Origin of the sequence: Burkholderia sp. ABCPW 14, assembly GCF_001523835.1 — a bacterium.
GTDB lineage: Bacteria > Pseudomonadota > Gammaproteobacteria > Burkholderiales > Burkholderiaceae > Burkholderia > Burkholderia mayonis.
Window position 1 is genome coordinate 46,164 of record NZ_LOVS01000084.1, and the last position, 23,053, is coordinate 69,216.

General features: G+C 66.9%; 21 protein-coding genes and 1 pseudogene. 10 read left to right on the plus strand and 12 right to left on the minus strand.

All coding sequences use genetic code 11. The features are described 5' to 3' along the window. Nucleotides 1-6 precede the first annotated feature (6 nt). From WS62_RS12700 to WS62_RS12720, 5 genes are read right to left on the minus strand one after another with little or no spacing between them, the layout of a single operon-like run. On the minus strand, nucleotides 7-534 hold the full coding sequence (locus tag WS62_RS12700) for a cupin domain-containing protein (RefSeq protein ID WP_066571184.1): 528 nt from the start codon (nucleotides 532-534) through the stop codon (nucleotides 7-9). Between the two features lie 31 nt (nucleotides 535-565). Then, on the minus strand, nucleotides 566-1,336 hold the full coding sequence (locus WS62_RS12705) for an SDR family oxidoreductase (protein WP_066571146.1): 771 nt from the start codon (nucleotides 1,334-1,336) through the stop codon (nucleotides 566-568). Further along, a complete protein-coding gene (locus WS62_RS12710; protein WP_066571147.1) occupies nucleotides 1,333-2,400 on the minus strand; it encodes an aromatic ring-hydroxylating dioxygenase subunit alpha in 1,068 nt (355 codons plus the stop codon). The genes WS62_RS12705 and WS62_RS12710 overlap by 4 nt, the downstream gene beginning before the upstream one ends. A gap of 34 nt (nucleotides 2,401-2,434) precedes the next feature. Further along, entirely contained in the window at nucleotides 2,435-2,746 is a 312-nt protein-coding gene (locus WS62_RS12715; RefSeq protein WP_066571149.1) for a recombinase-like helix-turn-helix domain-containing protein, read from the minus strand. A 1-nt stretch (nucleotide 2,747) separates the two neighbouring features. Beyond that, nucleotides 2,748-3,065, minus strand: coding sequence for a non-heme iron oxygenase ferredoxin subunit (locus tag WS62_RS12720; protein ID WP_066571151.1), 318 nt, complete (start codon nucleotides 3,063-3,065; stop codon nucleotides 2,748-2,750). A gap of 436 nt (nucleotides 3,066-3,501) precedes the next feature. On the opposite strand from WS62_RS12720, the gene WS62_RS12725 reads away from it, so the two are divergent. Continuing rightward, complete coding sequence (locus WS62_RS12725) at nucleotides 3,502-4,590, plus strand: porin (protein WP_066571153.1); 1,089 nt, start codon at nucleotides 3,502-3,504, stop codon at nucleotides 4,588-4,590. Between the two features lie 261 nt (nucleotides 4,591-4,851). Here WS62_RS12725 and WS62_RS12735 read toward each other — a convergent pair whose 3' ends face one another. Together WS62_RS12735 and WS62_RS12740 are read right to left on the minus strand one after the other, a co-directional pair. Further along, entirely contained in the window at nucleotides 4,852-5,799 is a 948-nt protein-coding gene (locus tag WS62_RS12735; RefSeq protein ID WP_066571156.1) for an IclR family transcriptional regulator, read from the minus strand. A gap of 78 nt (nucleotides 5,800-5,877) precedes the next feature. After that, a complete protein-coding gene (locus WS62_RS12740; RefSeq protein ID WP_066571158.1) occupies nucleotides 5,878-6,504 on the minus strand; it encodes an alpha-ketoglutarate-dependent dioxygenase AlkB family protein in 627 nt (208 codons plus the stop codon). 132 nt (nucleotides 6,505-6,636) lie between these two features. On the opposite strand from WS62_RS12740, the gene WS62_RS12745 reads away from it, so the two are divergent. The 3 genes from WS62_RS12745 (at nucleotide 6,637) to WS62_RS12760 (ending at nucleotide 9,797) form a co-directional block, all read left to right on the plus strand. After that, nucleotides 6,637-7,221 (plus strand): malonic semialdehyde reductase, encoded by a 585-nt coding sequence (locus tag WS62_RS12745; protein ID WP_066571185.1) that lies wholly within the window; start codon nucleotides 6,637-6,639, stop codon nucleotides 7,219-7,221. A gap of 62 nt (nucleotides 7,222-7,283) precedes the next feature. Continuing rightward, the gene (locus tag WS62_RS12750) at nucleotides 7,284-8,447 is read left to right on the plus strand and encodes a metallophosphoesterase (RefSeq protein ID WP_066571160.1); all 1,164 of its coding nucleotides are present in this window, start codon (nucleotides 7,284-7,286) and stop codon (nucleotides 8,445-8,447) included. A 633-nt stretch (nucleotides 8,448-9,080) separates the two neighbouring features. Continuing rightward, nucleotides 9,081-9,797, plus strand: a complete 717-nt coding sequence (locus WS62_RS12760; RefSeq protein WP_066571162.1) for an MgtC/SapB family protein — start codon at nucleotides 9,081-9,083, stop codon at nucleotides 9,795-9,797. Between the two features lie 33 nt (nucleotides 9,798-9,830). On the opposite strand, the gene bpsR is transcribed toward WS62_RS12760, so the two are convergent. After that, on the minus strand, nucleotides 9,831-10,550 hold the full coding sequence (gene bpsR / locus WS62_RS12765) for an autoinducer-binding transcriptional regulator BpsR (protein ID WP_066571167.1): 720 nt from the start codon (nucleotides 10,548-10,550) through the stop codon (nucleotides 9,831-9,833). Nucleotides 10,551-10,623: 73 nt separating this feature from the next. Between bpsR and WS62_RS12770 the strand changes: the two genes are divergently transcribed. The 3 genes from WS62_RS12770 to WS62_RS12780 all read left to right on the plus strand — a co-directional run bounded on the left by WS62_RS12770 (nucleotide 10,624) and on the right by WS62_RS12780 (nucleotide 12,776). Beyond that, nucleotides 10,624-11,067: a DUF4902 domain-containing protein gene (locus WS62_RS12770; RefSeq protein WP_066571171.1), complete on the plus strand. Its 444-nt coding sequence runs from the start codon at nucleotides 10,624-10,626 to the stop codon at nucleotides 11,065-11,067. A gap of 208 nt (nucleotides 11,068-11,275) precedes the next feature. Next, complete coding sequence (gene bspI1 / locus WS62_RS12775) at nucleotides 11,276-11,887, plus strand: N-acylhomoserine lactone synthase BspI1 (RefSeq protein ID WP_066571173.1); 612 nt, start codon at nucleotides 11,276-11,278, stop codon at nucleotides 11,885-11,887. A gap of 88 nt (nucleotides 11,888-11,975) precedes the next feature. Further along, nucleotides 11,976-12,776 (plus strand): hydroxymethylglutaryl-coenzyme A reductase, encoded by an 801-nt coding sequence (locus WS62_RS12780; protein ID WP_066571186.1) that lies wholly within the window; start codon nucleotides 11,976-11,978, stop codon nucleotides 12,774-12,776. Here the strand turns inward: WS62_RS12780 and ribA are convergent. After that, a complete protein-coding gene (gene ribA, locus WS62_RS12785; RefSeq protein WP_066496197.1) occupies nucleotides 12,739-13,392 on the minus strand; it encodes a GTP cyclohydrolase II in 654 nt (217 codons plus the stop codon). The two genes, WS62_RS12780 and ribA, sit on opposite strands and share 38 nt — an antisense overlap. Nucleotides 13,393-13,568: 176 nt before the next feature. Between ribA and WS62_RS12790 the strand changes: the two genes are divergently transcribed. Next, nucleotides 13,569-14,033 carry a CBS domain-containing protein gene (locus tag WS62_RS12790; protein WP_010118439.1) on the plus strand — a complete coding sequence of 155 codons (465 nt, stop codon included), beginning with the start codon at nucleotides 13,569-13,571 and terminating at the stop codon, nucleotides 14,031-14,033. A 197-nt stretch (nucleotides 14,034-14,230) separates the two neighbouring features. On the opposite strand, the pseudogene WS62_RS12795 reads toward WS62_RS12790, so the two are convergent. Continuing rightward, nucleotides 14,231-14,572 (minus strand): annotated as a pseudogene (locus tag WS62_RS12795) (DUF4148 domain-containing protein). A gap of 513 nt (nucleotides 14,573-15,085) precedes the next feature. Here WS62_RS12795 and WS62_RS12800 point away from each other — a divergent pair. Both WS62_RS12800 and WS62_RS12805 read left to right on the plus strand, forming a co-directional pair. Then, nucleotides 15,086-15,484 carry a GreA/GreB family elongation factor gene (locus WS62_RS12800; protein ID WP_066571175.1) on the plus strand — a complete coding sequence of 133 codons (399 nt, stop codon included), beginning with the start codon at nucleotides 15,086-15,088 and terminating at the stop codon, nucleotides 15,482-15,484. Between the two features lie 388 nt (nucleotides 15,485-15,872). Then, nucleotides 15,873-16,322: a LysR family substrate-binding domain-containing protein gene (locus WS62_RS12805; protein WP_066571176.1), complete on the plus strand. Its 450-nt coding sequence runs from the start codon at nucleotides 15,873-15,875 to the stop codon at nucleotides 16,320-16,322. Between the two features lie 93 nt (nucleotides 16,323-16,415). Here WS62_RS12805 and uvrA read toward each other — a convergent pair whose 3' ends face one another. Then, the gene (gene uvrA, locus WS62_RS12810; protein ID WP_066571177.1) at nucleotides 16,416-22,328 is read right to left on the minus strand and encodes an excinuclease ABC subunit UvrA; all 5,913 of its coding nucleotides are present in this window, start codon (nucleotides 22,326-22,328) and stop codon (nucleotides 16,416-16,418) included. 553 nt (nucleotides 22,329-22,881) lie between these two features. Next, nucleotides 22,882-23,053, minus strand: a 172-nt coding sequence (locus tag WS62_RS33495; RefSeq protein ID WP_197422821.1) for a PAAR domain-containing protein, incomplete at its 5' end; no start/stop codon positions are given.

The window sequence follows — 23,053 nt, forward strand, 5'->3', positions numbered from 1 at the left end:
CGTGCCTCAGCGCTTGATCTTCGCGAGCGGCGAATCCGGCGGATACGTCGGCGTGATCGGCTTCGGCGAGCCGAGCATCACGCACATCAGCGCGTCCTCCTCGCCGACGTTGATTTCGGTCCGATAGACGCCGGGCGGCACCGAGATCAGGTCACGCTCGCCGAGCACCGCTTCCCAGGTCTCGCCGTCGCGCTCGCAGATCACCTTCATCTTGCCGCGCAGCACGAAGAAGATTTCCTCGACGTCGACGTGGATGTGGCTCGGGCCGATGTTGCCGGCCGGAATCACCATCGTCGAAAACGTGAAGCCGCCCGCCGGCACCGTGTTCACGTCCTTCGCGACGCCCGTGCCGCCCGTGCCCACGTAGCGCATCTGCGCGCGGCGGTATCTCGGATCGAAATCGGCCTGGAACTTCAGCGCGTCCCAGTCGTAGCGGCGCGTCGCGAAGCGCGCGACGCGCCCGTCCATCCACTCGGCGAAGCTCTCGCTTGCCGGCTGGTCCCACGATTTACGCTCGATATCGGCGTCCGCCATCGTCATCTCCTTCAAGAATTCCAACAATCGATCAATGCATCACGAAGCCGCCGTTCACGGGCAGCAACTGGCCCGTCACGAAACGCGCGGCGTCGGACAAAAGAAACAGCACCGGCCCCGTCACGTCGGCCGGCACCTGCGCGCGCGGCAGCGCGCGGCCCTGCTGGTAATACGCATGGCGCTCCGCGGGCACATAGGCCGTCGCCTCGACTTCGGTCAGGCCCGGCGCGATCGCGTTGACCGTCACGCCGTGCTCGCCGAACTCGCGCGCGAGCGCGTGCGTCATCGCGATCACCGCCCCCTTGCTCGCGACGTACGCGAGCAGCTTCGGCGCGCCCCACAGCGCCGTGTCCGATGCGAGATTCACAATCGCGCCGCGGCCCGAGCGCGCTAGATGCGGCAGCGCCGCGTTGCACGCGAGCCACACGCCGCGCACGTTGACGTTCATCACCGCGTCCCACGTGTCGATCGACAGCTCGGTCGCGGGCCTGCCGCCGGAATTCGTGATCGCCGCGTTGTTGATCAGGCCGTCGATGCCGCCGAGCGCGTGCGCGCCTTCGTCGACGAACGCGGCGACGCTCGCCGGATTCGCGAGATCGAGCGCGACGAAACGCGCGTCGTGGCCCGCGTCGCGCAGGCGCTGTTCGAGCGCGCGGCCTTCCGCTTCGAGCACGTCGCCGAACGCGACCTTTGCGCCCGCTGCGACGAGCGCCTCGACGAACGCCGCGCCGAGCCCCCGCGCACCGCCCGTGACGAGCACGCGACGGCCGGCGAGCGCGATCGCTTGCACGGGCGCGCTCATGCGCGCTCCGCCGCTTCGGCCTGCGCCGCGCGATGCGCGTCGAGCGCGGCGAGGTGCGCCTGCGCGCGCTGCCGCAGCATCCGGCGTGCGCGCGTGACGCCGATGTCGTGCTGATACAGGTATTCGTGATCGCGCGCGTTCGGCGCCATGCTCTCGAGCACGTAACGGTCCTGCTCGAGCACCGCCCAGTGCAGACCTTCGAGGCGGTTCCGGTACATGAAGCGCCACACGTCGCGCTGCCAGCCTTCGACCTTGCGGGTGCGCCAGAAATAGACCTGGCAGTGATCGTTGTCGATCGGCGTCGCGAAGCCGACGATCCCGAAGCTGCCGCCCGGGCCGAATTTGCGCTGATACGGAATCGCGAGGCGCAGCCAGATGCAGCCCGTCTCGCCGAGCTCGACCCAGTCGAAGTTCACGTCGCGCTGGTCGACCTTCTCGAACATCAGACCCGTCTCGGTCTTGCGCACGCGCATGTCGGCCTGCTTGTCGCCTTCCGCCATCGAATGCGACGTCGCGTGCAGATACGCGCCGTGCATCGGGTCCATCACGTTGTCGATCGCGTATTGATAATTGCAGGTCCAGTTCGACACGCACACGAACTGCGCATACTCGGGCGCGACGAGCTCGTCGGGCAGCACGAGCGGCTCGGGCTCGCGATGCGCGTCGTCGCCGAACCACAGGAAGATCGCGCCCGCGCGCTCCTCGACCGGATACGATTTCACGCACGCCTGCCCTTCGAGCGGACAGTTCGACACGGCCGGCACCCTCGTCACCGTGCCGCCGCCGTTCACCTCGACGCCGTGATACCAGCAAGCAACGCGATCGCCGAGATTCCAGCCGAGCGACAGCCGCGCGCCGCGGTGCGGACAGCGGTCCTCGAGCGCATGCACCTGGCCTTGCTGATCGCGCCACAGCACGATCTGTTCGGATAGCCGAGTCACGCCGACCGGCGCGCTCGACACCTGCCAGCTCGGCGCGACGGGATACCAGTAGTTGCGGATGCCGCGGTCGAGATAGTCGCGGATCGGATCCGCGCCGGGATTCGTTTGGGCGGAAGACGTCATCTGTTTGCTCCGGAAGCGTTTGAGGTCGGCTGCGTCATTCGGCGAGCGCGGCGAGTTCCGCGCAGAAGCGCTCGGCGGTCCACTCGACGCCGTCGGGCGCGCGAAAGCCGATGCGGTTCAAACCTTCGACGACGTCGGCCAGCTCGGTCGCGCCGCTTTCGAACACACGCTCGAGCGCATCGCCGAGATCGTTCTCGTACTGCGTCGGCTCGGCCTTGCGCGTCTGCCACACGAGATTCGGCATCTGCCCGGGGATCTCGATCTGCCCCTTGCCCGCGACGTGGTTCGGCTGCGGCGCGCGCCACGGCTTCAGAAGCGGGTTGAAGTTCACGGTCGTCTCGTTCATGTCATTCCACCTTGATCTGGATTTCCTCGCCGGCGAGCCGCACCGCGTACATCTCCAGCGCGCGGCCGCCCGGCCCCTTCAGGCACTGGCCGGTCTTGATGTCGAATACCGCCTCGTGCAGCGGGCACTCGACCGTGCCGTCGTCGACGAAGCCTTGCGTGAGAAGCGCATAGGCGTGCGGACAGACGTTCTCGAGCGCGTACACCTCGTCGCCGACGCGGTAGATCCCGATCTCGACGCCGTCGGTGCGCTTGAACTCGATCGGCGAATCCTCGGACAACGCGCCGGCGTGTCCGGCGCAAACCCATTGTTCAGACATCTCACACCCTTCCTTCAAATCGACCCGTTTGCTTGTTCCACATACGGAACGTCAGTTTATGGATGGTGATTATAGGATCGCGCCTCGAAGATCAAAATAAAAAGCTGCAGCGCCTAGGGAAAACACCGAGACCCGGATTCCACGCGATGCAAGGCAACTCAGGCCACGCGGCCCCGACATGGTGATTTCGGGTTTTCCCTCGATTTTTCATGACGTTATCGACATGTCGTCGGATGAATCGCGCGCGTCGCCCCGATTCGAAAATTTATTTTGTTCCGGCTGATTTCCGCCCCTATACTCCATTCCACCCAAGGCACATAGTTCCATATATGGAACATAAGAAGGCCAGACAATCAGCCGTGGGAACGCGCGTGGCCGACTCTCATTCGCGCGCGGCCACCGCCCGCGTCATTTGGAGCAACGGTCAGGAGATCAGATGGTCAAGCATGCGGTAGCAGCATTACTCGGGGCGGGCGCCGTCGCCGGCGCGTGGGCGCAGAGCAGCGTCACGCTCTACGGCAGCCTCGACGCCGGCGTCGCCTACGTGAACAACGTCGGCGGCGGCGCGAAGTGGTCGATGATTCAGGGCAACACGCAACCCGATCGATGGGGCCTGAAAGGCGTCGAGGATCTGGGCGGCGGCCTGAAAACGATCTTCCAGCTCGAAAACGGCTTCTATACGAACAACGGCCAGATGGCGGCAGCGGGGACGATGTGGAACCGCCAGGCGTTCGTCGGCCTGAATTCGGACAAGTTCGGCACGCTGACGCTCGGCCACCAGACGCCGTTCAACTTCGACTGGCTCGATCCGTTGTCGACCGCGTTCCTCGCGCAGAGCTGGTACGCGTTCCATCCGGGCAACCTCGACCAGCTCGCGGACACGAGCACGGTGCCGTTCAACAACTCGGTCAAGTACCGCTCGCGCACCTACGCGGGCTTCACCGCGGGCGCGATGCTCGGCTTCGGCAACACGACGAACTTCTCGACCGGCCGGACGATGAGCTTCGGCGTCAATTATGCGAACGGCCCGTTCAAGGCGGCGGCCGTCTATTCGAACGAGCACGATCAGGCGTTCTCGATGGCGACCGTCGGCGGCATCGCCGGGCCGGGCGGCACGTTCCAGGGGATGCCCGTCGCGAGCTACGTCGCGCAGAAGGCGGAAAACATGGGCGCGGGGCTGTCGTATCAGTTCGGCCCGCTGCTCGTCCACGGCCTCTACACGCGCGTGAAGCTGCAGGCGAACGGCCACTCGGACACGTTCCAGAGCTACGACGCGGGCGCGAACTACCAGACGTCGCCGTTCAACGTGATCGCGGGCGGCGCGGCGACGTCGACGCTCGCCGGCCGCCGCTGGACGCAGCTCGAACTCGGCGACACGTACTCGCTGTCGAAGCGCACGCAGCTCTATGCGAACGTGCTGTACGAGCACGCGAGCGGCAACGCGAAGGCAGCATTCTTCACGGCGGGCGCGTCGAGCACGGCGAACCAGGTGATCCTGCTGACAGGGATTCACCACTCGTTCTGAACGCGGTGCGGTGCGGTGCTGCGCTGCGCGCGCGTGCGTCATGTCATGGCATGCGCGCGGCGCAGCTTCGCAGCGCGGCAACGCGGCGTCCCGGCGTCGCGCGCAGATGCAAAAAGCCCCCGCTTCGAGCGAGGGCTTCGTCTTCTTGCGCTCGGCGGGCGCGACGTGCATCAATCGATCCGCCCTGTGGGCACGGCTGCCGATCGGCTCGCCGACCATCGCGGCGCACGCCCCGCGCCGCCCGCAGCCGAGAGAATGCGATTAAAACAACGCAACCTTGTGCCGCGCATGCGCGACGGTCGGATCGCTGTCGAGCGGCCGATAGTTGAGGCGCTGCGACAGATCGACGGCCGCGCCGCACACCGTCTCGACGAGCCGTTCCTTTTCGTCGGCGGAGCCGATCTCCGAGCGCGGCACCGTCGCTGTGATCGCTGCGACGATCGAGCCCGAGTGATCACGCACGGGCGCCGTCACCGCCGAAATGCCGCTCTCGAATGCGCCCTCGCTGACCGCGTAGCCGAGCCGCGCATAGTGACGCACACGCTCGTACAATTCGTCGACGGTCGCGGGCGTATGCTCGGTAAACGCCTCGAGCCGCTTTTCCGGATAGAGCTGGCGCATCGCATCGCGCGTCAGGTCGCCCATCAGCACGTGGCCGTGGACGGTCGCGTGCGCGGGCAGCCGCGTGCCGACGTGCACCTTCACCGAGCCGAACATCGGTGCATTGCTCTGCGCCTTCGCGACGAACACGACGTCGCGCCGGTCGCGGATCAACAGATGCGTCGACAGACCGGTCGTATCGCGCAAGCGTTCGAGCACCGGCGTGCCGAGATCGGTCAATTCGAGCGAGTTCAGATATTCGAAGCCGAGGCGCAACACACCGACGCCGAGCCGGAAATGGCGGTCGCCGTTCGCGCGCTCGATGAAGCCGAGCGCTTCGAGCGTCTGCAGCAGGCGAAACGTCGTCGTGCGCGGAATGCCGATCCGCTTCGACAGCTCCGGCGCGCTCAGCACCGGCTCGCGCGCGGAGAATTCGGACAGGATGCGCAGCCCGCGCTCGAGCCCCGGGACGAGATAGGACGACGCGCCGCCCGCGGCTTCGTCGTCGGCCGCTTCAGGCGCGGCGCCCAAGGCGACCGCGGGGTTGCGCGGATTGCCCGATGCGGCGGCGGCAGGCTTCGCCGAGGCTGTCGTAGTGGTTTTGGCCATGTCGGCTGCAGTGGACGGAAAGAATCCGAATCATAACGCGAAGGCTGCACGATTTTGACGCGCCGGCGTCCCCGGCCGTCAACCGCCTGCCCGCGTCCGGGCGCGGCGCGCGGCGGCGGCCGGCGCGATCACCCAGCGGAACGTCAGGTTGATCCGCTCGCCCTGCACGGCGGGCTCCTTCGGCACGCGGTGCCGCCATTCCTGCTGCGTGCGCCCGCGCATCACGAGCAGGCTGCCGTTCGTCAGACGATACGCATGCGCGATGCCCTTCTCGTTGTGCCGCAGATCGAAGACGCGTGTCGCGCCGAGGCTCAGCGACGCGATCACCGGCTCGGCGCCGAGTTCCGGCTCGTCGTCCGCGTGCCAGCCCATGCTGTCGATGCCGTTGCGATAGCGGTTCAGCAGCACGCTGTTGAACCGCGCGCGGCTCGTCGCCTCGACCATCCGCTTCAGCTCGAGCACGGCGGGCGTCCACTGCGTCGGCTCGTTACGGATGCCCGAATACACGTAGACCGCATCCGGCTCGCCTTGCCAGGCGGTCAGGCGCGGCAGCGGCAGCAAGCCGCGCGGCGTGCGCATCGTGTCCTGCCGCCAGGCGACCTCGTCGACGAGGCGCGCATGGAACCGGTCTGCGTCGGCGGGCGCGAGCCAGTCGGGATGCCAGTCGACATCGGGTTTCGGCAAGTCGTCGAACAAATCGAGCATGATCGGTGAAATTCTCCGCATCCGGCTATCATCGCGGAATGGCGCGGACCGCACCCTGCGGCGCCGCGCCGCCCTGTTCAAATTCTAGCCGCGCGAACGCCAAGCCGTTTGCGCGCTCATCCGGATCTCGACATGACACTTTCCGACTCCGCCCTCGATCAAATCTTCCGCACCGCGCGCACGCACAACGCCTGGCAGCCGAAGCCCGTCGAAGACGCGCTGCTCCATCAGTTGATCGATCTCGTCAAGTTCGGCCCGACGTCGGCCAACTCGAGCCCCGCGCGCTTCGTGTTCGTGAAGTCGCCCGAAGCGAAGGCAAAGCTCAAGCCCGCACTGTCCGAAGGCAATCTCGCGAAAACGATGGCCGCGCCCGTCACCGTGATCGTCGGGATGGATCTCGCGTTCTACGATCATCTGCCGAAGCTCTTCCCGCACGCGGACGCGCGCAGCTGGTTCGCGGGCAACGAAGCGCTGATCGAGGCGACCGCGTTCCGCAATTCATCGCTGCAAGGCGCGTACCTGATCGTCGGCGCGCGCGCGCTCGGCCTGGACGCAGGCCCGATGTCCGGCTTCGATCAAGCGGCCGTCGACGCCGCGTTCTTCGCCGGCACGTCGATCAAATCGAACTTCCTCGTGAATCTCGGCTACGGCGACCCCGCCGGCCTGTTCCCGCGCAGCCCGCGCTTCTCGTTCGACGAAATCGCACGCATCGCGTAATCGCGCAACGGGCGGCGCGTTCGCGCGCCGCCGCCTCCCCCGCTTCTCCCGCTCCCCATCCCATGCGACGCGTCTCATCGTTTCTGCTGCGCCTCACGATCATCGGCGTGCTGCTGCACGTGTATGTCGGCTTTCGTCTTCTTCCGGACCTCGCGTCGCCCGCCGCCCGCTATGCGGGCGCGCTGTGGCTCGTCGCGTCGTGCATCCTGATCCCGCTCGGCATGCTGTCGCGCGTGTTCGAGCGGCAGCCGCTCGGCGATCGCGTCGCGTGGGTCGGGCTCATGGCGATGGGCTTCTTCTCGTCGCTGCTCGTGCTGACGCTCGCGCGCGACATACTGCTCGCGTCGCTCGTCACCGTCGACGCGCTCGTGCCCGGCGCGGTGTCGCTCACGCACTGGCGCACGCTGACGGCAGCCGGCGTGCCGCTCGCGGCGCTTGCGGTCAGCGTCGTCGGCTTCGTCAATGCGAGACGCCGCGCGCGCGTCGTCGACGTCGACGTGCCGATCGACGACCTGCCCGCCGCGCTCCACGGCTTCACGATCGTCCAGATCAGCGACATTCACGTCGGCCCGACGATCAAGCGCGACTATGTCGAGGCGATCGTCGATGCGGTCAACCGGCTCGAGCCGGATCTCGTCGCGGTGACGGGCGACGTCGTCGACGGCACGGTCGCGCAGCTCGCGGGCCACGCGGCGCCGCTCGGGCGGCTGCGTGCGCGGCACGGCGCGTACGTCGTGACGGGCAACCACGAGTACTACTCGGGCGCCGACGAATGGATCGCCGAGTTCCGCCGCCTCGGCCTCGAAGTGCTGCTCAACGAGCACCGCACGCTCGAGCACGGCGACGGCCGGCTCGTGATCGCGGGCGTCACCGATTACTCGGCGGGCCATTTCGATCCCGCGCATCGGAGCGACCCGAGCGCGGCGCTCGCGGGCGCGCCCGTCGACGTGCGCATCCGCGTGCTGCTCGCGCACCAGCCGCGCAGCGCGTCGGCCGCGGCCGACGCAGGCTTCACGCTGCAATTGTCCGGCCACACGCACGGCGGCCAGTTCTTCCCGTGGAATTTCTTCGTTCGGCTGCAGCAGCCGTTTACCGCGGGGCTCGCGCGGCTCAACGGGCTGTGGGTGTATACGAGCCGCGGCACCGGCTATTGGGGGCCGCCGAAGCGACTCGGCGCGCCGTCGGAAATCACGCGCGTGCGGCTCGTGCGCAGCCGCGGGAACTAAGCGAGCGCGCCGCCGTTCATGGCGGCGTCGAACGTCGAACGTCGAACGTCGAACGTCGAACGTCGAACGTCGAACGTCGAACGTCGAACGTCGAACGTCGAACGTCGAACTTCGAACTTCGTACTTCGAACCTCGAACGTCGTACCTCGAAGCCGGCGCGAAAGCGAATGCGCGCGCCCGGACGCGTCCCCACAGATCACGTGAACGCGTGCGAAATATCGACGATTTTCACCGCGACGTCGCCAACCCACCCGCCTTCCCGCGTCGGCAAATCCATCGCGAAACGCCGCCAGAAGACCGCCCCAGCAGCCTCGCCGCTCCCCGCACCGCCTTCCCCGCGGGTTGACTCTCTCAATGGGTCGCGCCTAGAATGCCGGCCATCCATTCTTTCAGGAACCGTCGTGGACAGTAGCAGCACAACGTCCGCACGCCGCTCCGCCTGAACGCCCGCCTGCCGCGCCGATCCGCGCGCCGCGCGCGTTCACCGGAACGCGTGCGATTCCCCGTTTCACACAATCGCATCCATTCGCGCGCTAAAGTGGCGCGCGACACAGCGATGCACGCGCGCCCGCGAGGGCCGCTCGCGCCGCCGCGTCGCATCGCGCTCGGCGCACTCGGCATGGCAGAACACCAATGACTTTCGAATTCGCACTTCGCCTCTTCACCGCATTCGCCTGCGGGGTCGCCATCGGCCTCGAACGGCAGATCCGCCAGCGCACGGCCGGCTTGCGCACGATCACGCTCGTCGCGAGCGGCGCGTGTCTTTTCGTCACGCTCGGCGTCCTGACGGGCAACGGGATTCCCGGCGTCACGCAGATCGCGGCGTACGTCGTCTCCGGCGTCGGCTTTCTCGGCGGCGGCGTCATCATGCGCGACAAAGGCTCGATCCAGGGCATCAACACCGCGGCGACCCTCTGGTGCTCCGCCGCGGTGGGCGTGCTGTCGGGCGCCGGCCACTTTCTGCCCGCGCTCGCGGGCACGGGCGTCGTACTCCTGACGAACACGCTGCTGCGCGGCGTGAGCCAGGCGATCAACGCGACGCCGGTGTCGAACGCCGATCTCGTGCGCGAATATCAGATCACGGCGATCTGCCTCGCATCGGAAGAAGTGCACATTCGGACGCTGCTGTCGAACTCGATGTATGCGAAGCCGCTGTCGTTCCAGAGCCTGACGAGCGAGGACGTGCCGCGCGAGTCCGACGCGCCCGAGCGCATCAAGGTGACGGCGACGCTCAAGCTGCATCCGAAGGATCAGCAGAGGCTCGAGCAGATCGCGAGCCGGATGAGCATGGAAAAGAGCATCTCGAGCGTGAGCTGGACTGCGAAGGAGGCCGAACCGATGATGGAGTGACGACCGCCGCCGCGCGGGCACGGCGGCGCCCGCTCACGGCGTCTCGATCAGCCCCATCGCGATGGCCTTCACGACGGCCTGCACCTTGTTCGTCGCGCCGAGCTTGTCGAGGATGTTGTTCACGTGGAAGTTCACGGTGCGCTCGGAAATGCTGAGAATCTGGCCGATTTCGCATGCCGTCTTGCCTTCACCCGTCCAGCACAGCACTTCGCGCTCGCGATGCGTGAGCGCCACGCCCGACTCGGGCGCGAGCTTCGGCACGAGGAAGCGGCTCATCAGCGAATGCGACATGTTCGCGAGCCAGTTCGCCTGCAGCGTCAACTGATTGATCTCGGCGGACGTCAGCCGATCCGTATGCCGCGCGATCGTCAGGAGCCCGAACACCCCGCGCGGCGCCCAGCTCGACTGCGCGACGCCGACGGCGAGCCCGTGATCGCGTGCGTCGCTCCACAGCGTCGTCTCGTCGCTGCGGCTCGCTTCGGGCCAGACGATCATGTTCGAGCTGAGCGCGCCGTCGCGCACGGTCGGATCGACCTCCAGGTATTTCATCTCCTGATAGCGCTCCATCCAGCCGTTCGGATAGGTATCGAAGATCGCGACGGCCGGCTTCGAAATCGGCAGCGGCACGCGTATGCCATAGCAGCAATATTCGAAACCGAGCCGCTTCGAATACGCGGCGATCTGTCGGAAGAGCTGCTGCTCGTTCTCTGCGGCGCTAAATTGAAGATAGGCATCTTGCCAGCGCAGTTCCATTCGTTCTCCAGCAGCTTCACGCTGTCATACTTGCTAGGTTTCAGCACGCGCGCGGACTGATACATTCCGCGGCATGAATTCACCATTGCTCCACCGCTTTCGCGGCCCATCCACCGACGGCTATGTGCGCCTGCCCTTGCACGCGCTCGCAGAACTGCAGCTCGTCCACGTGTCGTCCGGAATCGATTCCGGATTGCTCGTCGAACTGCGCGCGAGCGAAATCGACGCCCGCCTCGCCGGCTACACCGAATGGGAGCGGCCGTCGAGCGCAGGCGCAGCGCACCTCACGATCGGCTGGGACTGGTACGTCGACGGCGCCACGGGCGCATTCGTCATCGCATGGAGCGACGTGCGCAGCAACGTGATGGGCATCGACAGCGACGGCATCGACATCGGGATGGACCCGACGTCGGCCGCGCTGTCGCGCCGGCTCGCCCAGCTGAACTGGCCGGCAGCCGTCGCCGCTGCGATGCTTCGTCGCGGCGATTTTTCGTACGCAGGTCCCACCCTGCAGTGATTCGCGTCAGTGCATATTGTCCAATTTTCCTCGAACGTTGCGGATTGACAAGCAAATTATCGAATCTTTGCAGTCCGACACTGACGTAACCGCCCCGCCTCCTCCAGCCCGCCCCGCATTCCCGACCCTGTAAGGGTTAACAGTTACCTGTCCTCGGAGCGCGCGATGTAATGCGCCCATTCCAAAGCACACGCACGAGGACGACACGATGCGAACTTTCGTTCATGGCGATGGGCGCCTGCCGAGCGACTTGGCGGCTGATCTGGGCCTTTATCGGCACCGCGTTTTCGTCGAGCAGCTCGGCTGGAAGTTACCGTCGGCAAGCGAAGGGTTCGAGCGGGATCAATACGATCGCGACGATACCGTCTACGTGGTCGCTCGCGACGACGACGGGGAAATCTGCGGTTGCGCCCGGCTGTTGCCGACGACCCGCCCGTACCTGCTGAAGGAGCTGTTCCCCACCCTGGTCGCGAACGACATGCCGCTGCCGCAGTCGGCCACCGTCTGGGAGCTGTCGCGCTTCGCCGCGAATGCCGAAGATCCGACCGGAAGCGGCAATCCGGCCTGGGCGGTGCGGCCGATGCTCGCGGCCGTCGTCGAGTGCGCGGTGCGGCTCGGCGCGAAGCAGTTGATCGGCGTGACGTTCCTCAGCATGGAGCGCCTGTTCCGCCGGATCGGCGTGCACGCGCACCGGGCGGGGCCTGCGCAGCAGATCGACGGGCGCATGGTGGTCGCATGCTGGATCGATCTCGACAGCCAGACGCTCGCCGCGCTCGGCCTCGACCCGGAGCTGTGCGCGCCGCGCGCCGAAGCGGCTTGAGCGCGCCCGATCGACGGTCCCCGGAACCATGCCGTTCGTCATTCAAGGAGGTCAATACCCCGTGGATCATTCATCGGTATTTCGCGCGATGCTCCCCACGTTCGACGCCGGCGAAACCCGCATTGCCGTCGCGTTCCCGTCGTTCGCCGCGCGTCTGCCGCTCGTGCGGCTCGACAGGCAAGGGCTGGTATTCCGCGCGCGCGGCGCGATGCCGCCCGTCTGCGGACTGCCGCGCTCGGCGACGTTGTACGTCGACGACGAGCCGCTGTGCACGCTGCGGCTCGTGATCCGCGAAGTCGAGCCATGTGACGACGGCGCGCACGACCTGACGATGCAGCCGTCGGCCGCGAACGGCGACGCGCTTCTCTGGCATGCGCTGCGCACGCGCTGCCGGCATGCGGACGCACCGCTCGCGCAACGCGTGCCCGACCGCCGCGCGGCGGCACCGGCACACCGAAACGACACCGCGAAGCGCGACGAATCGGGCGCCCAGCACACGGCTGGGGCCGTAGCCGGCATGCGTGTGACGCGAAGCGCCGCGTTCCGCCTCGCGGACCGCAGCGACGCGCTCTTTTTCGCCGATTGGCTCGAATACCACTTCGATGAATTGCGCGCGCTCGCGCAAGGCCTGTCGCCCCGGCTGCATCTGAACGAGCTCGAGCGGCACCTGACGGGCGACGAGGTCGACGTGCGCTTCGTCTATGACATCGACGGCCACGCGGACCGCCGGATGCTCACCGACTGCGCACGGCAGACATGCGACTGGATCGCGACCGAAGTGCGCCGCCGCTTCGATCTGCCGATCGCCGAGCAGCGCTTCGGCGCGCGCAAGCCGCGCCGTGCGGCGCGGTCTACTCGTTTTCGTCGAAGTAATAGTGGCCGAACTTGAGCTGCTTCGTGCGGATGTAGCGCTCGTTCTCCTCACGCACCGGCACCGCGAGCGCGACGCGCTCGCACACCGGGATGCCATGCCGCACGAGGGTGTCGAATTTCTTCGGATTGTTGCTCATCAACCGGACCGACGTGACCTTCAGGATTCTCAGGATCGCGGCGGCGGAATCGTACTCGCGCGCGTCGTCCGGCAGGCCGAGGTCGAGGTTCGCCTCGACGGTGTCGCGCCCCTGCTCCTGCAGCGCATACGCACGGATCTTGTTGCTCAGGCCGATCCCGCGGCCTTCGTGCCCGCGTAGATACAGCAGTACGCCGCGCCCCTCGGCAGCGATGTAGCGCAACGCGAGATCAAGTTGCTCGCCGCAATCGCATCGATACGAGCCGAACACGTCACCCGTCAGGCATTCGGAATGAAGCCGCGTCAGCACCGACCGCTGATCGGCGACGTCGCCCATCACGAGCGCGAGGTGCTCGGCATCGCCGCCCGCGACGCGAAACGCATACGACGTGAAAGTGCCGTAGCGGGTGGGAAGCGTCGCCGTGGCGACGAGCGTCACGCATTCGGACGCGGCGCCGTCGTCAGGCTGCGGCGATTCAGGACGCGAAGACATCATGGAATGCATCAAACGATAGAATTAAGGAATGTTCTGGATGGCGAGTGCACGGAGTTTACCGCTAATCCGCAAACTGGACGCCCCCGCCCGCGGACACGGATTTATACTGAATACTTCACCCGACGCGGCGGCCGCGCGCCGCCTTCCGCGAATCGCCCAGCCAAGGGAGACAGCGTATGAGCCTCACCGTCGCACATATTCTCAGGTCCAAGCCCGATTCGGGACGCACGATTCACACGATCGAAAAGTCCGATTCCGTCTACAACGCGATCAAGCTGATGGCTGAAAAGAGCATCGGCGCCCTGCTCGTGATGGACGGCGCGGACATTGCCGGCATCGTGACGGAACGCGACTACGCACGCAAGGTGGTACTCCTCGACCGTTCGTCGAAAGCGACGCGCGTCGAGGAAATCATGACGTCGAAGGTGCGCTACGTCGAACCGACGCAAACGAGCGACGAATGCATGGCGCTGATGACGGAGCACCGGATGCGCCACTTGCCCGTCCTCGACGACGGCAGGCTCATCGGTCTCGTGTCGATCGGCGATCTCGTGAAGAGCGTGATCGCCGACCAGCAGTTCACGATCGATCAATTGGAGCATTACATCCACGGAATTCCCGCCGCCGTGCATTCCCAGTGAGCGCAAGCCGGCGGCGTCCATCAAAAAATGCCCAAACGCTGCGCGTCTGGGCAAAGCCGCCGGAATGCGGCGACGGAGGTTCCGCTACTGTATCGCGAGCCCGGCGCATCATGCCGGCTCGCGGTTTATAGAATCGACCCGTTCACGTTTGCTGACGGGCGCCCGGCACCGCCGGGCACGAATTCGGCCCGATCGCCTCAGTTGCCGAAGTAGACCGAATGGCCGAACGACGGCGACGTCGGCGACATGCTCGCACGGCCGCCGGATTCCGACGCGCCGGTCGGCTGTACGCCATAGCCGCTCGTGTCGGCGTGCGTAAGCGTCTGCTGTGCAGGTTGCATGCGTTGCGACGCAGCCTGGACGTTCGTCGGATACTGGGTTTCGCCGGATTCGGGCTTGTAGCCGTTCTGCTCGAGTTGGACGAGTTCGGATTTCACTTGCTCACGGGTCAGCGGCTGCTGCTAGTTGGCTTGCGCGAACGAAGCGAGCGGCGTGGCGAGGATCGAAGCGGCGACGGCTGCATAGACAAACGATTTCATGATTAACCTCCGGAATGTTGTATTTGCGTCGCTCCAGGCACCGTTGCCCTGAGCGATTGATTCCAGTCTAGTCACCGGCACAACGCGGGGAAACCCCTAGTTTGGACATACAGCGTTGCGCCAATGACAAGAATTGCCGGGCGTATTACGATCGAAAGGTCGTTAAAAGCATCATATCGGCAACAATGGACAGCAGCCCAGAGGAACGGCCTGCCGGCTGTCTGATCTGTCGTTTTGTTGTATATTTGTAAAGTTTGTCTCATCCGTTGCTTCATCGCCCCGATCATGCGCACACCGATCTTCCACGCCTGCTTTGCGCGCCGCCCACGCGGTTCGCGCACGGCCGTGGCCGCCGTCGCGACGCGCCCCCTCCTTCGAAGCACGCTTGCGGCGCCGCTCGCCGCGGCCCGGCGCTTGACCTGACAGCAGCCCCATCCCGGAGCCGCGTCAGCCAGGCTCCGGGCGATCCCGCAGGTTGGCCACGCCACCCAAGCCGATCATTTGGAGACTGTCATGAAAAACAGGATTTACCAACTCACCGAACTCGACGTCGCGCGCCTCGAAAGGCACGCGGAACGTAACCCACGCTACCAGGAAATGCTCGATACGCTGCTCGAGCGCGCGGATATCGTCGAACCTGACAAGATTCAGGCGAACGTCGTGACGATGAACTCGCAGATCAAGCTGATCGACGAAGCCGCCGGCCAGGACATGACCTGGACTATCGTCTATCCGGACGCGGCCAATTTCGAGCAAGGCCGGCTGAACGTGTTTTCGCCGGTCGGCATGGCGCTCCTCGGCGCGCGCTGTGGCGAGCGAGTGAGGATCACGCTTCCGGGCGGCGCGGACGCGACGTTGAAAATCGCCGAGATCGTCTACCAGCCCGAAGCGAGCGGCGATTACACGCACTGAACCGGCAGTCCCCGGGCGCGCCATGGTTGCCGGAGCGGCCCCGGCGTTGTACGCGAATGCCGGCGAACCTGTGCCGGCCTACGACACCGGACGATCAAAAAAAGCGAGGATGCGTACGCAATCCTCGCCTTTTTGTTTCCACGCAACGCGCTCGACATCGGCGCGGCGCATTTGGATAGGAGCAGGCCTCGCGGCCCGCCCCCTCCGACACCACCGTGCGTACGGGTCCGTCACGTCCCGTTTCAGCGTGCGGCAAGCTCGGTGAGCTATGAATTGCTGCCGAGCGTGCTGCGCAGCTTTCGGACCCGGTTTCCCGGGATCCACGTGGACTTGCGCGAACTGACCTCGGTGGAGCAGGCGGAAGGGCTCCCGCGCGGGCAAGATCGACATGGGCATCGCGCGGCTCCCGCTCAACAATGTGGCCGACATCAACATGCGCGCCATCGTCATCGAGCGCTTCACCGCGGTGCCGCCGCGCCACCATCGCCTCGCCGGGGCCGAAACGATCCGGTTGGAGGATCTGGCGGAGGACGCTTTCATGATTTTTCCGCCGGACAAAATCCCGAGCCTTCACGCAAAATTTCTCATAACCTGCGAGGAAGCGGCATTCCGTCCCCGGATCGCGCTGGAAGCGTGGCAAATGGCGAGCATGGTCAGTCTCGTCGCCGCAGGCATGGGCGTGGCGCTGCTGCCGGCGCAGGTGCGCAACAGTCCGCATCCGGGCGTCGTATATACAAGGCGTTCGATAACGACACCGAGCACCTCGAACTCAAGACCGCCGTGGCCTGGCACCCGAACAGGATTTCCGCGGGTTTGCGGTCGATGCTTTCCATGCTGAACGTAAAGCTTCAATAGCGTGTCCCGAAGGCGGCCAAGCGCCCCTCGATGCGAGCGCCGCCTCCGAAGCCGTTCGTTCATCAAAGCCGGCCGTTCAACCGGTTCCCGCCTCCCCGCTTCGCACCGGTTCGTCCCGGTCCGCGCCCGTTCGCGCCAGCACGGGCTCGAGCGCGCGCCCCGTATGGCTCGCGCTCGCCTGCACGAGCCCTTCCGGAGGCGCGGCCGCCACGATCGCGCCGCCTCCCGCGCCGCCCTCCGGGCCGAGATCGATGATCCAGTCCGCCTCCGCGATCACATCCAGGTCGTGCTCGATCACGACGACACTGTGCCCCGCGTCCACGAGCCGGTGCAGCACGCGGATCAGCTTCGCGACGTCGGCCATATGCAGGCCCACGGTCGGCTCGTCGAGCACGTACAGCGTGTGCGGCGCTTTCTGGCCGCGCCGCGTGACGTCGTCACGCACCTTGCTCAGCTCGGTGACGAGCTTGATGCGCTGCGCCTCGCCGCCGGACAGGGTCGGCGACGGCTGGCCGAGCGTCAGATAACCGAGGCCGACGTCCTTCATCAGTTGCAGCGGGTGCGCGATGTTCGACAACGGTGCGAAGAACTCCACCGCTTCGTCGATCTCCATCGTCAGCACCTCGCCGATGTTCCGGCCGCGCCAAGTAACGGCGAGCGTCTCCGGATTGAAGCGTTGCCCGTGGCACACGTCGCACGGCACCTTCACGTCGGGCAGGAAGCTCATGCCGATCGTGCGCACGCCTTGCCCTTCGCACGCGGGGCACCGCCCTTCGCCGGTGTTGAACGAGAAACGCGACGCCGTGTAGCCGCGGGCGCGCGCCTCCAGCGTGTCCGCGAACAGCCTGCGAATCGCGTCCCACACGCCGATGTAGGTGGCCGGGCACGAGCGCGGCGTCTTGCCGATCGGCGTCTGATCGACTTCGAGCACGCGATCGATCTGCTCCCAGCCGCTGATCGACTCGCACCCCTGCCACGCATGCGTGACGGTCAGCGACGGCCTCGGCGCGCTGCGCGCCAGCACGCTCGCGCGGCCCTTCGTCACCTGCGCCGCCTGCGGCGCGGCCTTGCGCGCGCGCCGCGTCGCCGGCGACGACAGCACCGAGCGGCCCACCGCGTCGAGCAGGTTCGTCATCAGCACATCGCGCGCGAGCGTCGACTTGCCCGAGCCGCTCACGCCCGTCACCGCGACGAGCCGCGCGAGCGGAATGCCGACCGTGACGTCGCGCAGGTTGTGCAGCTGTGCGCGATGCACGGTCAGCCACGCCTGCGGCACCGCCGGCCCGCTCTTCTTGCCCGGCGGATTCACGCGGCGGCGCGGCTGCAGCGGATGCGTCATCGGCTGCGCGAGCAAGCGCCCCGTCACCGATTCGGGCTGCGCGGACAGCTCCGCGACCCCGCCCTGCGCGACCAGCGTGCCGCCGCGCTTGCCGGCGCCCGGGCCGATGTCGATGATGTGATCGGCGCGGCGAATCGTGTCTTCGTCATGCTCGACGACGACGAGCGTATTGCCCTTGTCGCCGAGCTTGCGCAGCGCGCTCAGCAGGATCTGGTTGTCGCGCGGATGCAGGCCGATCGTCGGCTCGTCGAGCACGTAGCAGACGCCCTGCAGGTTGCTGCCGAGCTGCGCCGCGAGCCGGATGCGCTGGGCTTCGCCGCCCGACAGGCTCGGCGCCGCGCGATCGAGGCTCAGATAGCCGAGCCCGACTTCCTCGAGAAACGCGAGACGGCTGCCGATTTCGCCGACGATGTCACGCGCGATCTGCGCGTCCCGCCCGGCGAGTCGCAGGCCGTCGATCCAGCGGCGCGTATCCGACACGGTCCATTGCGCGACGTCGACAATCGAATGGCTGCCGAAGGTCACCGCGCGCGCGGACGGATTCAGACGCGTGCCGCCGCAATCCGGGCACGGCTCGTCGCCGACGCCCTCCGGCTCCTGCTCGTCGGAAGGCAACGTCTGCTCGCGGCCGCGGCCGTCCTCGGCGAGCACGGTGTCATCGTAGGCCGTGCGCTGCTCGCGCGTGAGCGCGAGGCCGGTGCCCATGCAAGTCGCGCACCAGCCGTGCTTGCTGTTGTACGAGAACATCCGCGGGTCCAGCTCCGGGTAGCTCGTGCCGCACACCGGGCATGCGCGCTTGACCGACAGCACCTTGATCTCGCCGACGCGAGCGGTGGAAAGGCGGTTGTCCATCGCATGACGCAGGCCGTCGAGCGGCGCGAGCAGATGCATCACGCCCTTGCCGAGCTCGAGCGTCTCGTTCAGGCGCTGCCTCAACTCGGCCTCGTTGTCCGGCGACACGACGAGGTCGGCCACCGGCACCTCGATCGCGTGCTCGCGGAAGCGGTCGAGCTTCGGCCACGGGTCCACCGTCACGAATTCGCCGTCGACGCGCAGGTGCGTGTTGCCGCGCGCCTTCGCCCACTTCGCGAGATCCGTGTACACGCCCTTGCGGTTGACGACGAGCGGCGCGAGCAGCCCGACGTGCTCGCCGCGGTGATCGCGCAGCAACTGCGCGGCGATCGATTCGACGGTTTGCGACGTCACAGGCGTGCCGTCATGGATGCAATGCTGAAGGCCGAGCTTCACATACAGCAGCCGCAGGAAGTGCCACACTTCGGACGTCGTCGCGACCGTGCTCTTGCGGCCGCCGCGCGACAGCCGCTGCTCGATCGCGACAGTCGGCGGAATGCCGTACACCGCGTCGACTTCGGGGCGCCCTGCCGGCTGCACGATCGAGCGCGCGTACGCGTTCAGCGATTCGAGGTAGCGGCGCTGGCCTTCGTGAAAGAGGATGTCGAACGCGAGCGTCGACTTGCCGGAACCGGACACGCCGGTCACCACGTTGAACTTGCCGTGCGGAATGTCGACGTCGAGCGCCTTCAGGTTGTGCTCGCGCGCATTGACGATCCGCACGACGTCCTCGCCTTCGATCGCGCGGCGCGCGCGCGCCGCGTTCAGCGCGACCTGCAGCGGCACGCCCGCGTCGTCGGAATCGCCAGCCTCGGCCGCGACGTTCATCGCGCGCTCATACTGCACCAGCGCCGCGCCCGTATGCGAGCCGGCGCAGGCCTTCACGTCGTCGGGCGTGCCCGCGCACAGCACGAGGCCGCCGCCGTCGCCGCCTTCCGGGCCGAGGTCGATCAGCCAGTCGGCCGCGCGGATCACGTCGAGATTGTGCTCGATCACGATCAGCGAATGGCCGCTCGCGAGCAGCTTGCCGAACGCCTGCATCAGCTTCGCGATGTCGTCGAAGTGCAGCCCCGTGGTCGGCTCGTCGAACATGAACAGCCGCGCACGCGCGACGCGCGCCTCTTCCGTGACGACGCGACGCCCGTCGCGGGCCTTCGCGGATTCCGCGAGAAAGCCCGCCAGCTTCAGGCGCTGCGCTTCGCCGCCCGACAGCGTTGGCACCGGCTGACCGAGCTTCACGTATTCGAGCCCCACGTCGACGATCGGCTGCAGCACGCGCAGCACGTCGGCGTCAGCGGCAAAGCACGCCGCGGCCTCGCTGACGGTCAGGTCGAGCACGTCGGCGACGCTGAGCGTGCGGCCGCCGCGCTCGATCCGCACTTCGAGGATCTCGGCCCGATAGCGGCTGCCGTCGCAGTCGGGGCAACGCAGGTAGACGTCGCTCAGGAACTGCATCTCGATGTGCTCGAAGCCGGAGCCGCCGCAGGTCGGGCAGCGGCCGTCGCCGGAGTTGAAGCTGAAGGTGCCCGCGCTGTAGCCGCGCTGCAGCGCGAGCGGCGCCTTCGCGAACAGCTTGCGGATCTCGTCGAACGCGCCGACGTAGCTCGCCGGATTCGAACGCGTGGTCTTGCCGATCGGCGACTGGTCGACAAACACGACGTCGCCCACCTGCTCCGCGCCCGCGAGGCGGCGGTACGCGCCCGGCGATTCGGTGGCCTTGCCGAAGTGCCGCGCCATCGCCGGATAGAGCACGTCCTGCAACAGCGTCGACTTGCCGGAACCCGACACGCCCGTCACGCACACGAGGCGCTGCAACGGAATCTCGACCGTGACGTCGCGCAGATTGTGCTCGCTCGCGCCCTCGAGCACGATGCGCGGCGTGCGCGCGTCCACCGGCCGGCGCGCCCAGTTCGACGCGTGCGCGACGTGCTTGCGGCCGCCGAGATACTCGCCCGTCAGCGTGCGGGCCGAGCGGATCGCGCCGGGCGTGCCGTCGTAGACGATCGTGCCGCCGCGCTCGCCCGGGCCGGGGCCCATGTCGATCAGCCGGTCGGCCGCGAGCATCACCGACGGATCGTGTTCGACGACGACGAGCGTATTGCCCGCGTCGCGCAGGCGCTGCATCGCCTCGACGATCCGGTTCAGGTCACGCGGATGCAGCCCGATGCTCGGCTCGTCGAGCACGAAGAGCGTCTTCGTGAGCGACGTGCCGAGCGCCGTCGTCAGGTTGATCCGCTGCACCTCGCCGCCCGACAGCGTGCGGCTCTGCCGGTCGAGCGTCAGGTAGCCGAGCCCCACTTCGCACAGATACTTCAGCCGCGTGCGCACCTCGGCGAGCAGCAGCTTCAGCGCGTCATCGAGCAGCGCGCTCGGCAGGCTGATGTCGTCGAAGAAGCGGCGGATGCGCTCGATCGGCAGCAGCATCAGGTCGTGCACCGTCAGGCCCGGCAGTGCCTCGAGCTGCGCGCGGGTCCAGTCGACGCCGCGCGGCATGAAGCGATCGGCGCTCGCGAGCACCGCGTCGGCGTTCGCCTTCGTGCCGAGCCGCCACAGCAGCGATTCCGTCTTCAGGCGCGCGCCGCCGCACACCGCGCACGGCGTGTAGCTGCGGTATTTCGACAGCAGCACGCGGATGTGCATTTTGTATGCTTTCGATTCGAGGTAGCCGAAGAAGCGCTTCACGCCGTACCACTGGCTCTGCCATTTGCCGTTCCAGTCCGGCGAGCCGTTGATCACCCAGTCCTGCTCGTCGGGCGTCAGCTCGGCCCACGGCGTATCGCGCCGGATGTTCGCCTTCGCCGCATAGCGCATCAGGTCGTCCTGGCATTCCTTCCACGCGGGCGTCTGCATCGGCTTGACCGCGCCGCCGCGCAGCGTCCTGCGCGCATCGGGAATCACGAGGCCGAGATCGACGCCGATCACGCGGCCGAAGCCGCGGCAGGTTTCGCACGCGCCGTACGCTGAGTTGAAGGAGAACAGCGCCGCCTGCGGATCCGCGTAGCGCAGATCGCTGTCCGGGTCATGGAGCCCGGTGGAGTAACGCCACACCTGAGACTGTGCCGCGCCGTCGCTCGCGTTTTCCGGCGCCTGCGCGAGCGCGTAGACACTCACCCGCCCGCCGCCGCGCTTCAACGACGCTTCGATCGCCTCGATCGCGCGCGCCTTGTCGACCTGATGCAGACGGAAGCGGTCGGCCACCACGTCGAGCACCTTGCGCGACCCGGTGGGCGACGCAACGTCGCGCCGCGCCTGCACCCGCGTATAGCCGCTCGCCGACAGCCATTGCTCGACTTCCTCGTCGGACGCGGTTTCCGGCAGTTCGACGGCGAACGTGACCACGATGCGCGGGTCGTGATCCTTCGTGCGCGCGAGGAGATCCGCATAGATCGTCTCCGGCGTGTCGTGCCGCACCAGCCGCGCGGTCTGGCGGTCGAACAGTTCGGCCGCGCGTGCGTACAGGAGCTTCAGGTGATCGTTGAGCTCGGTCATCGTGCCGACGGTCGAGCGCGAACTGCGGACGGGATTCGTCTGGTCGATCGCGATCGCGGGCGGCACGCCGTCGACGCGCTCCACCTGCGGCCGGTCCATCCGGTCGAGAAACTGCCGCGCATACGCGCTGAAGGTCTCGACGTAGCGCCGCTGGCCCTCCGCGTACAGGGTGTCGAACACGAGGCTCGACTTGCCGGAGCCCGACGGGCCGGTGACGACCGTCATTTCACCGGTGCGCAGATCGAGATCGATATGCTTGAGATTGTGCTGACGTGCTCCGCGAATGCGGATCAGATTGCTGGATGACAATTTGTCTGCCCGTCTGAATGAGTTAGCCAGAGTTCGCGGCGCAGGAAGACTGCGGATGGCTCGCAGGCACGGTGCCCGCGCCGCGATGCGGGCACCGGTACGGCTTGATTTCGACGAGTACTATACTGGATATTTATACAGCCCTCCACGACTATCTGGGTTGACGCTGAGGGAAACAGGCGGCGGTCGACATCCAGCGGCAATGGACGCACGGCGAGCCGGCGGCCTCGCCTCGACGCCAGCTACAGCGGGTCCATTGCATTTGACCGGATAGGAGCGAACTGCCACGGGTCTGTTTCGCGTCAATCCGCCCGGCTGGAGAAATCGACAACGCTTCAGCGGGTGGCGACGCAACAAGCCCCTAGGCCGGCCCGGCGAACTCACCGCGCCGAAGCGGACCAAGCAGCCGCGGATGCGCGGCGGCGCCCGGCCCCATCGGCGGCCAACTTGCCGGCGCAGGGCGTTGGTGCACGGATATGACAATGAAAGGTCAGGGTAATAAACCGGCCCTGAACAATGCGGAGCGGCTTGTGCGGCAAGGCATCAGGGCCGACTAAGTACGGCCGGACGTTGGAATCGAGGAGATGAGCGTCGCGCCGCAAGACGTCCGGTGGCCGTCGAACGCAACCGCGCGGCCATCAATGCGGACATTCTCGTCGCCCTCCGCGATCACGCAATGATCGTGGCCGTTCATCGGACAGGTGCAGCGATCGCCGACACAGGCC

Coding starts and splice junctions, on each gene's coding strand:
- WS62_RS12700 (WP_066571184.1), bottom strand. CDS start 534: ATGGCGGACGCCGATATCGAGCGTAAATCGTGGGACCAGCCGGCAAGC.
- ribA (WP_066496197.1), bottom strand. CDS start 13,392: ATGATGTCTTCGCGTCCTGAATCGCCGCAGCCTGACGACGGCGCCGCG.
- WS62_RS12770 (WP_066571171.1), top strand. CDS start 10,624: ATGAATTCACCATTGCTCCACCGCTTTCGCGGCCCATCCACCGACGGC.
- WS62_RS12725 (WP_066571153.1), top strand. CDS start 3,502: ATGGTCAAGCATGCGGTAGCAGCATTACTCGGGGCGGGCGCCGTCGCC.
- WS62_RS12710 (WP_066571147.1), bottom strand. CDS start 2,400: ATGACGTCTTCCGCCCAAACGAATCCCGGCGCGGATCCGATCCGCGAC.
- WS62_RS12805 (WP_066571176.1), top strand. CDS start 15,873: ATGGGCATCGCGCGGCTCCCGCTCAACAATGTGGCCGACATCAACATG.
- bpsR (WP_066571167.1), bottom strand. CDS start 10,550: ATGGAACTGCGCTGGCAAGATGCCTATCTTCAATTTAGCGCCGCAGAG.
- WS62_RS12720 (WP_066571151.1), bottom strand. CDS start 3,065: ATGTCTGAACAATGGGTTTGCGCCGGACACGCCGGCGCGTTGTCCGAG.
- WS62_RS12800 (WP_066571175.1), top strand. CDS start 15,086: ATGAAAAACAGGATTTACCAACTCACCGAACTCGACGTCGCGCGCCTC.
- WS62_RS12790 (WP_010118439.1), top strand. CDS start 13,569: ATGAGCCTCACCGTCGCACATATTCTCAGGTCCAAGCCCGATTCGGGA.
- WS62_RS12705 (WP_066571146.1), bottom strand. CDS start 1,336: ATGAGCGCGCCCGTGCAAGCGATCGCGCTCGCCGGCCGTCGCGTGCTC.
- WS62_RS12745 (WP_066571185.1), top strand. CDS start 6,637: ATGACACTTTCCGACTCCGCCCTCGATCAAATCTTCCGCACCGCGCGC.
- WS62_RS12760 (WP_066571162.1), top strand. CDS start 9,081: ATGACTTTCGAATTCGCACTTCGCCTCTTCACCGCATTCGCCTGCGGG.
- WS62_RS12740 (WP_066571158.1), bottom strand. CDS start 6,504: ATGCTCGATTTGTTCGACGACTTGCCGAAACCCGATGTCGACTGGCAT.
- WS62_RS12750 (WP_066571160.1), top strand. CDS start 7,284: ATGCGACGCGTCTCATCGTTTCTGCTGCGCCTCACGATCATCGGCGTG.
- WS62_RS12715 (WP_066571149.1), bottom strand. CDS start 2,746: ATGAACGAGACGACCGTGAACTTCAACCCGCTTCTGAAGCCGTGGCGC.
- WS62_RS12780 (WP_066571186.1), top strand. CDS start 11,976: ATGCTCCCCACGTTCGACGCCGGCGAAACCCGCATTGCCGTCGCGTTC.
- bspI1 (WP_066571173.1), top strand. CDS start 11,276: ATGCGAACTTTCGTTCATGGCGATGGGCGCCTGCCGAGCGACTTGGCG.
- WS62_RS12735 (WP_066571156.1), bottom strand. CDS start 5,799: ATGGCCAAAACCACTACGACAGCCTCGGCGAAGCCTGCCGCCGCCGCA.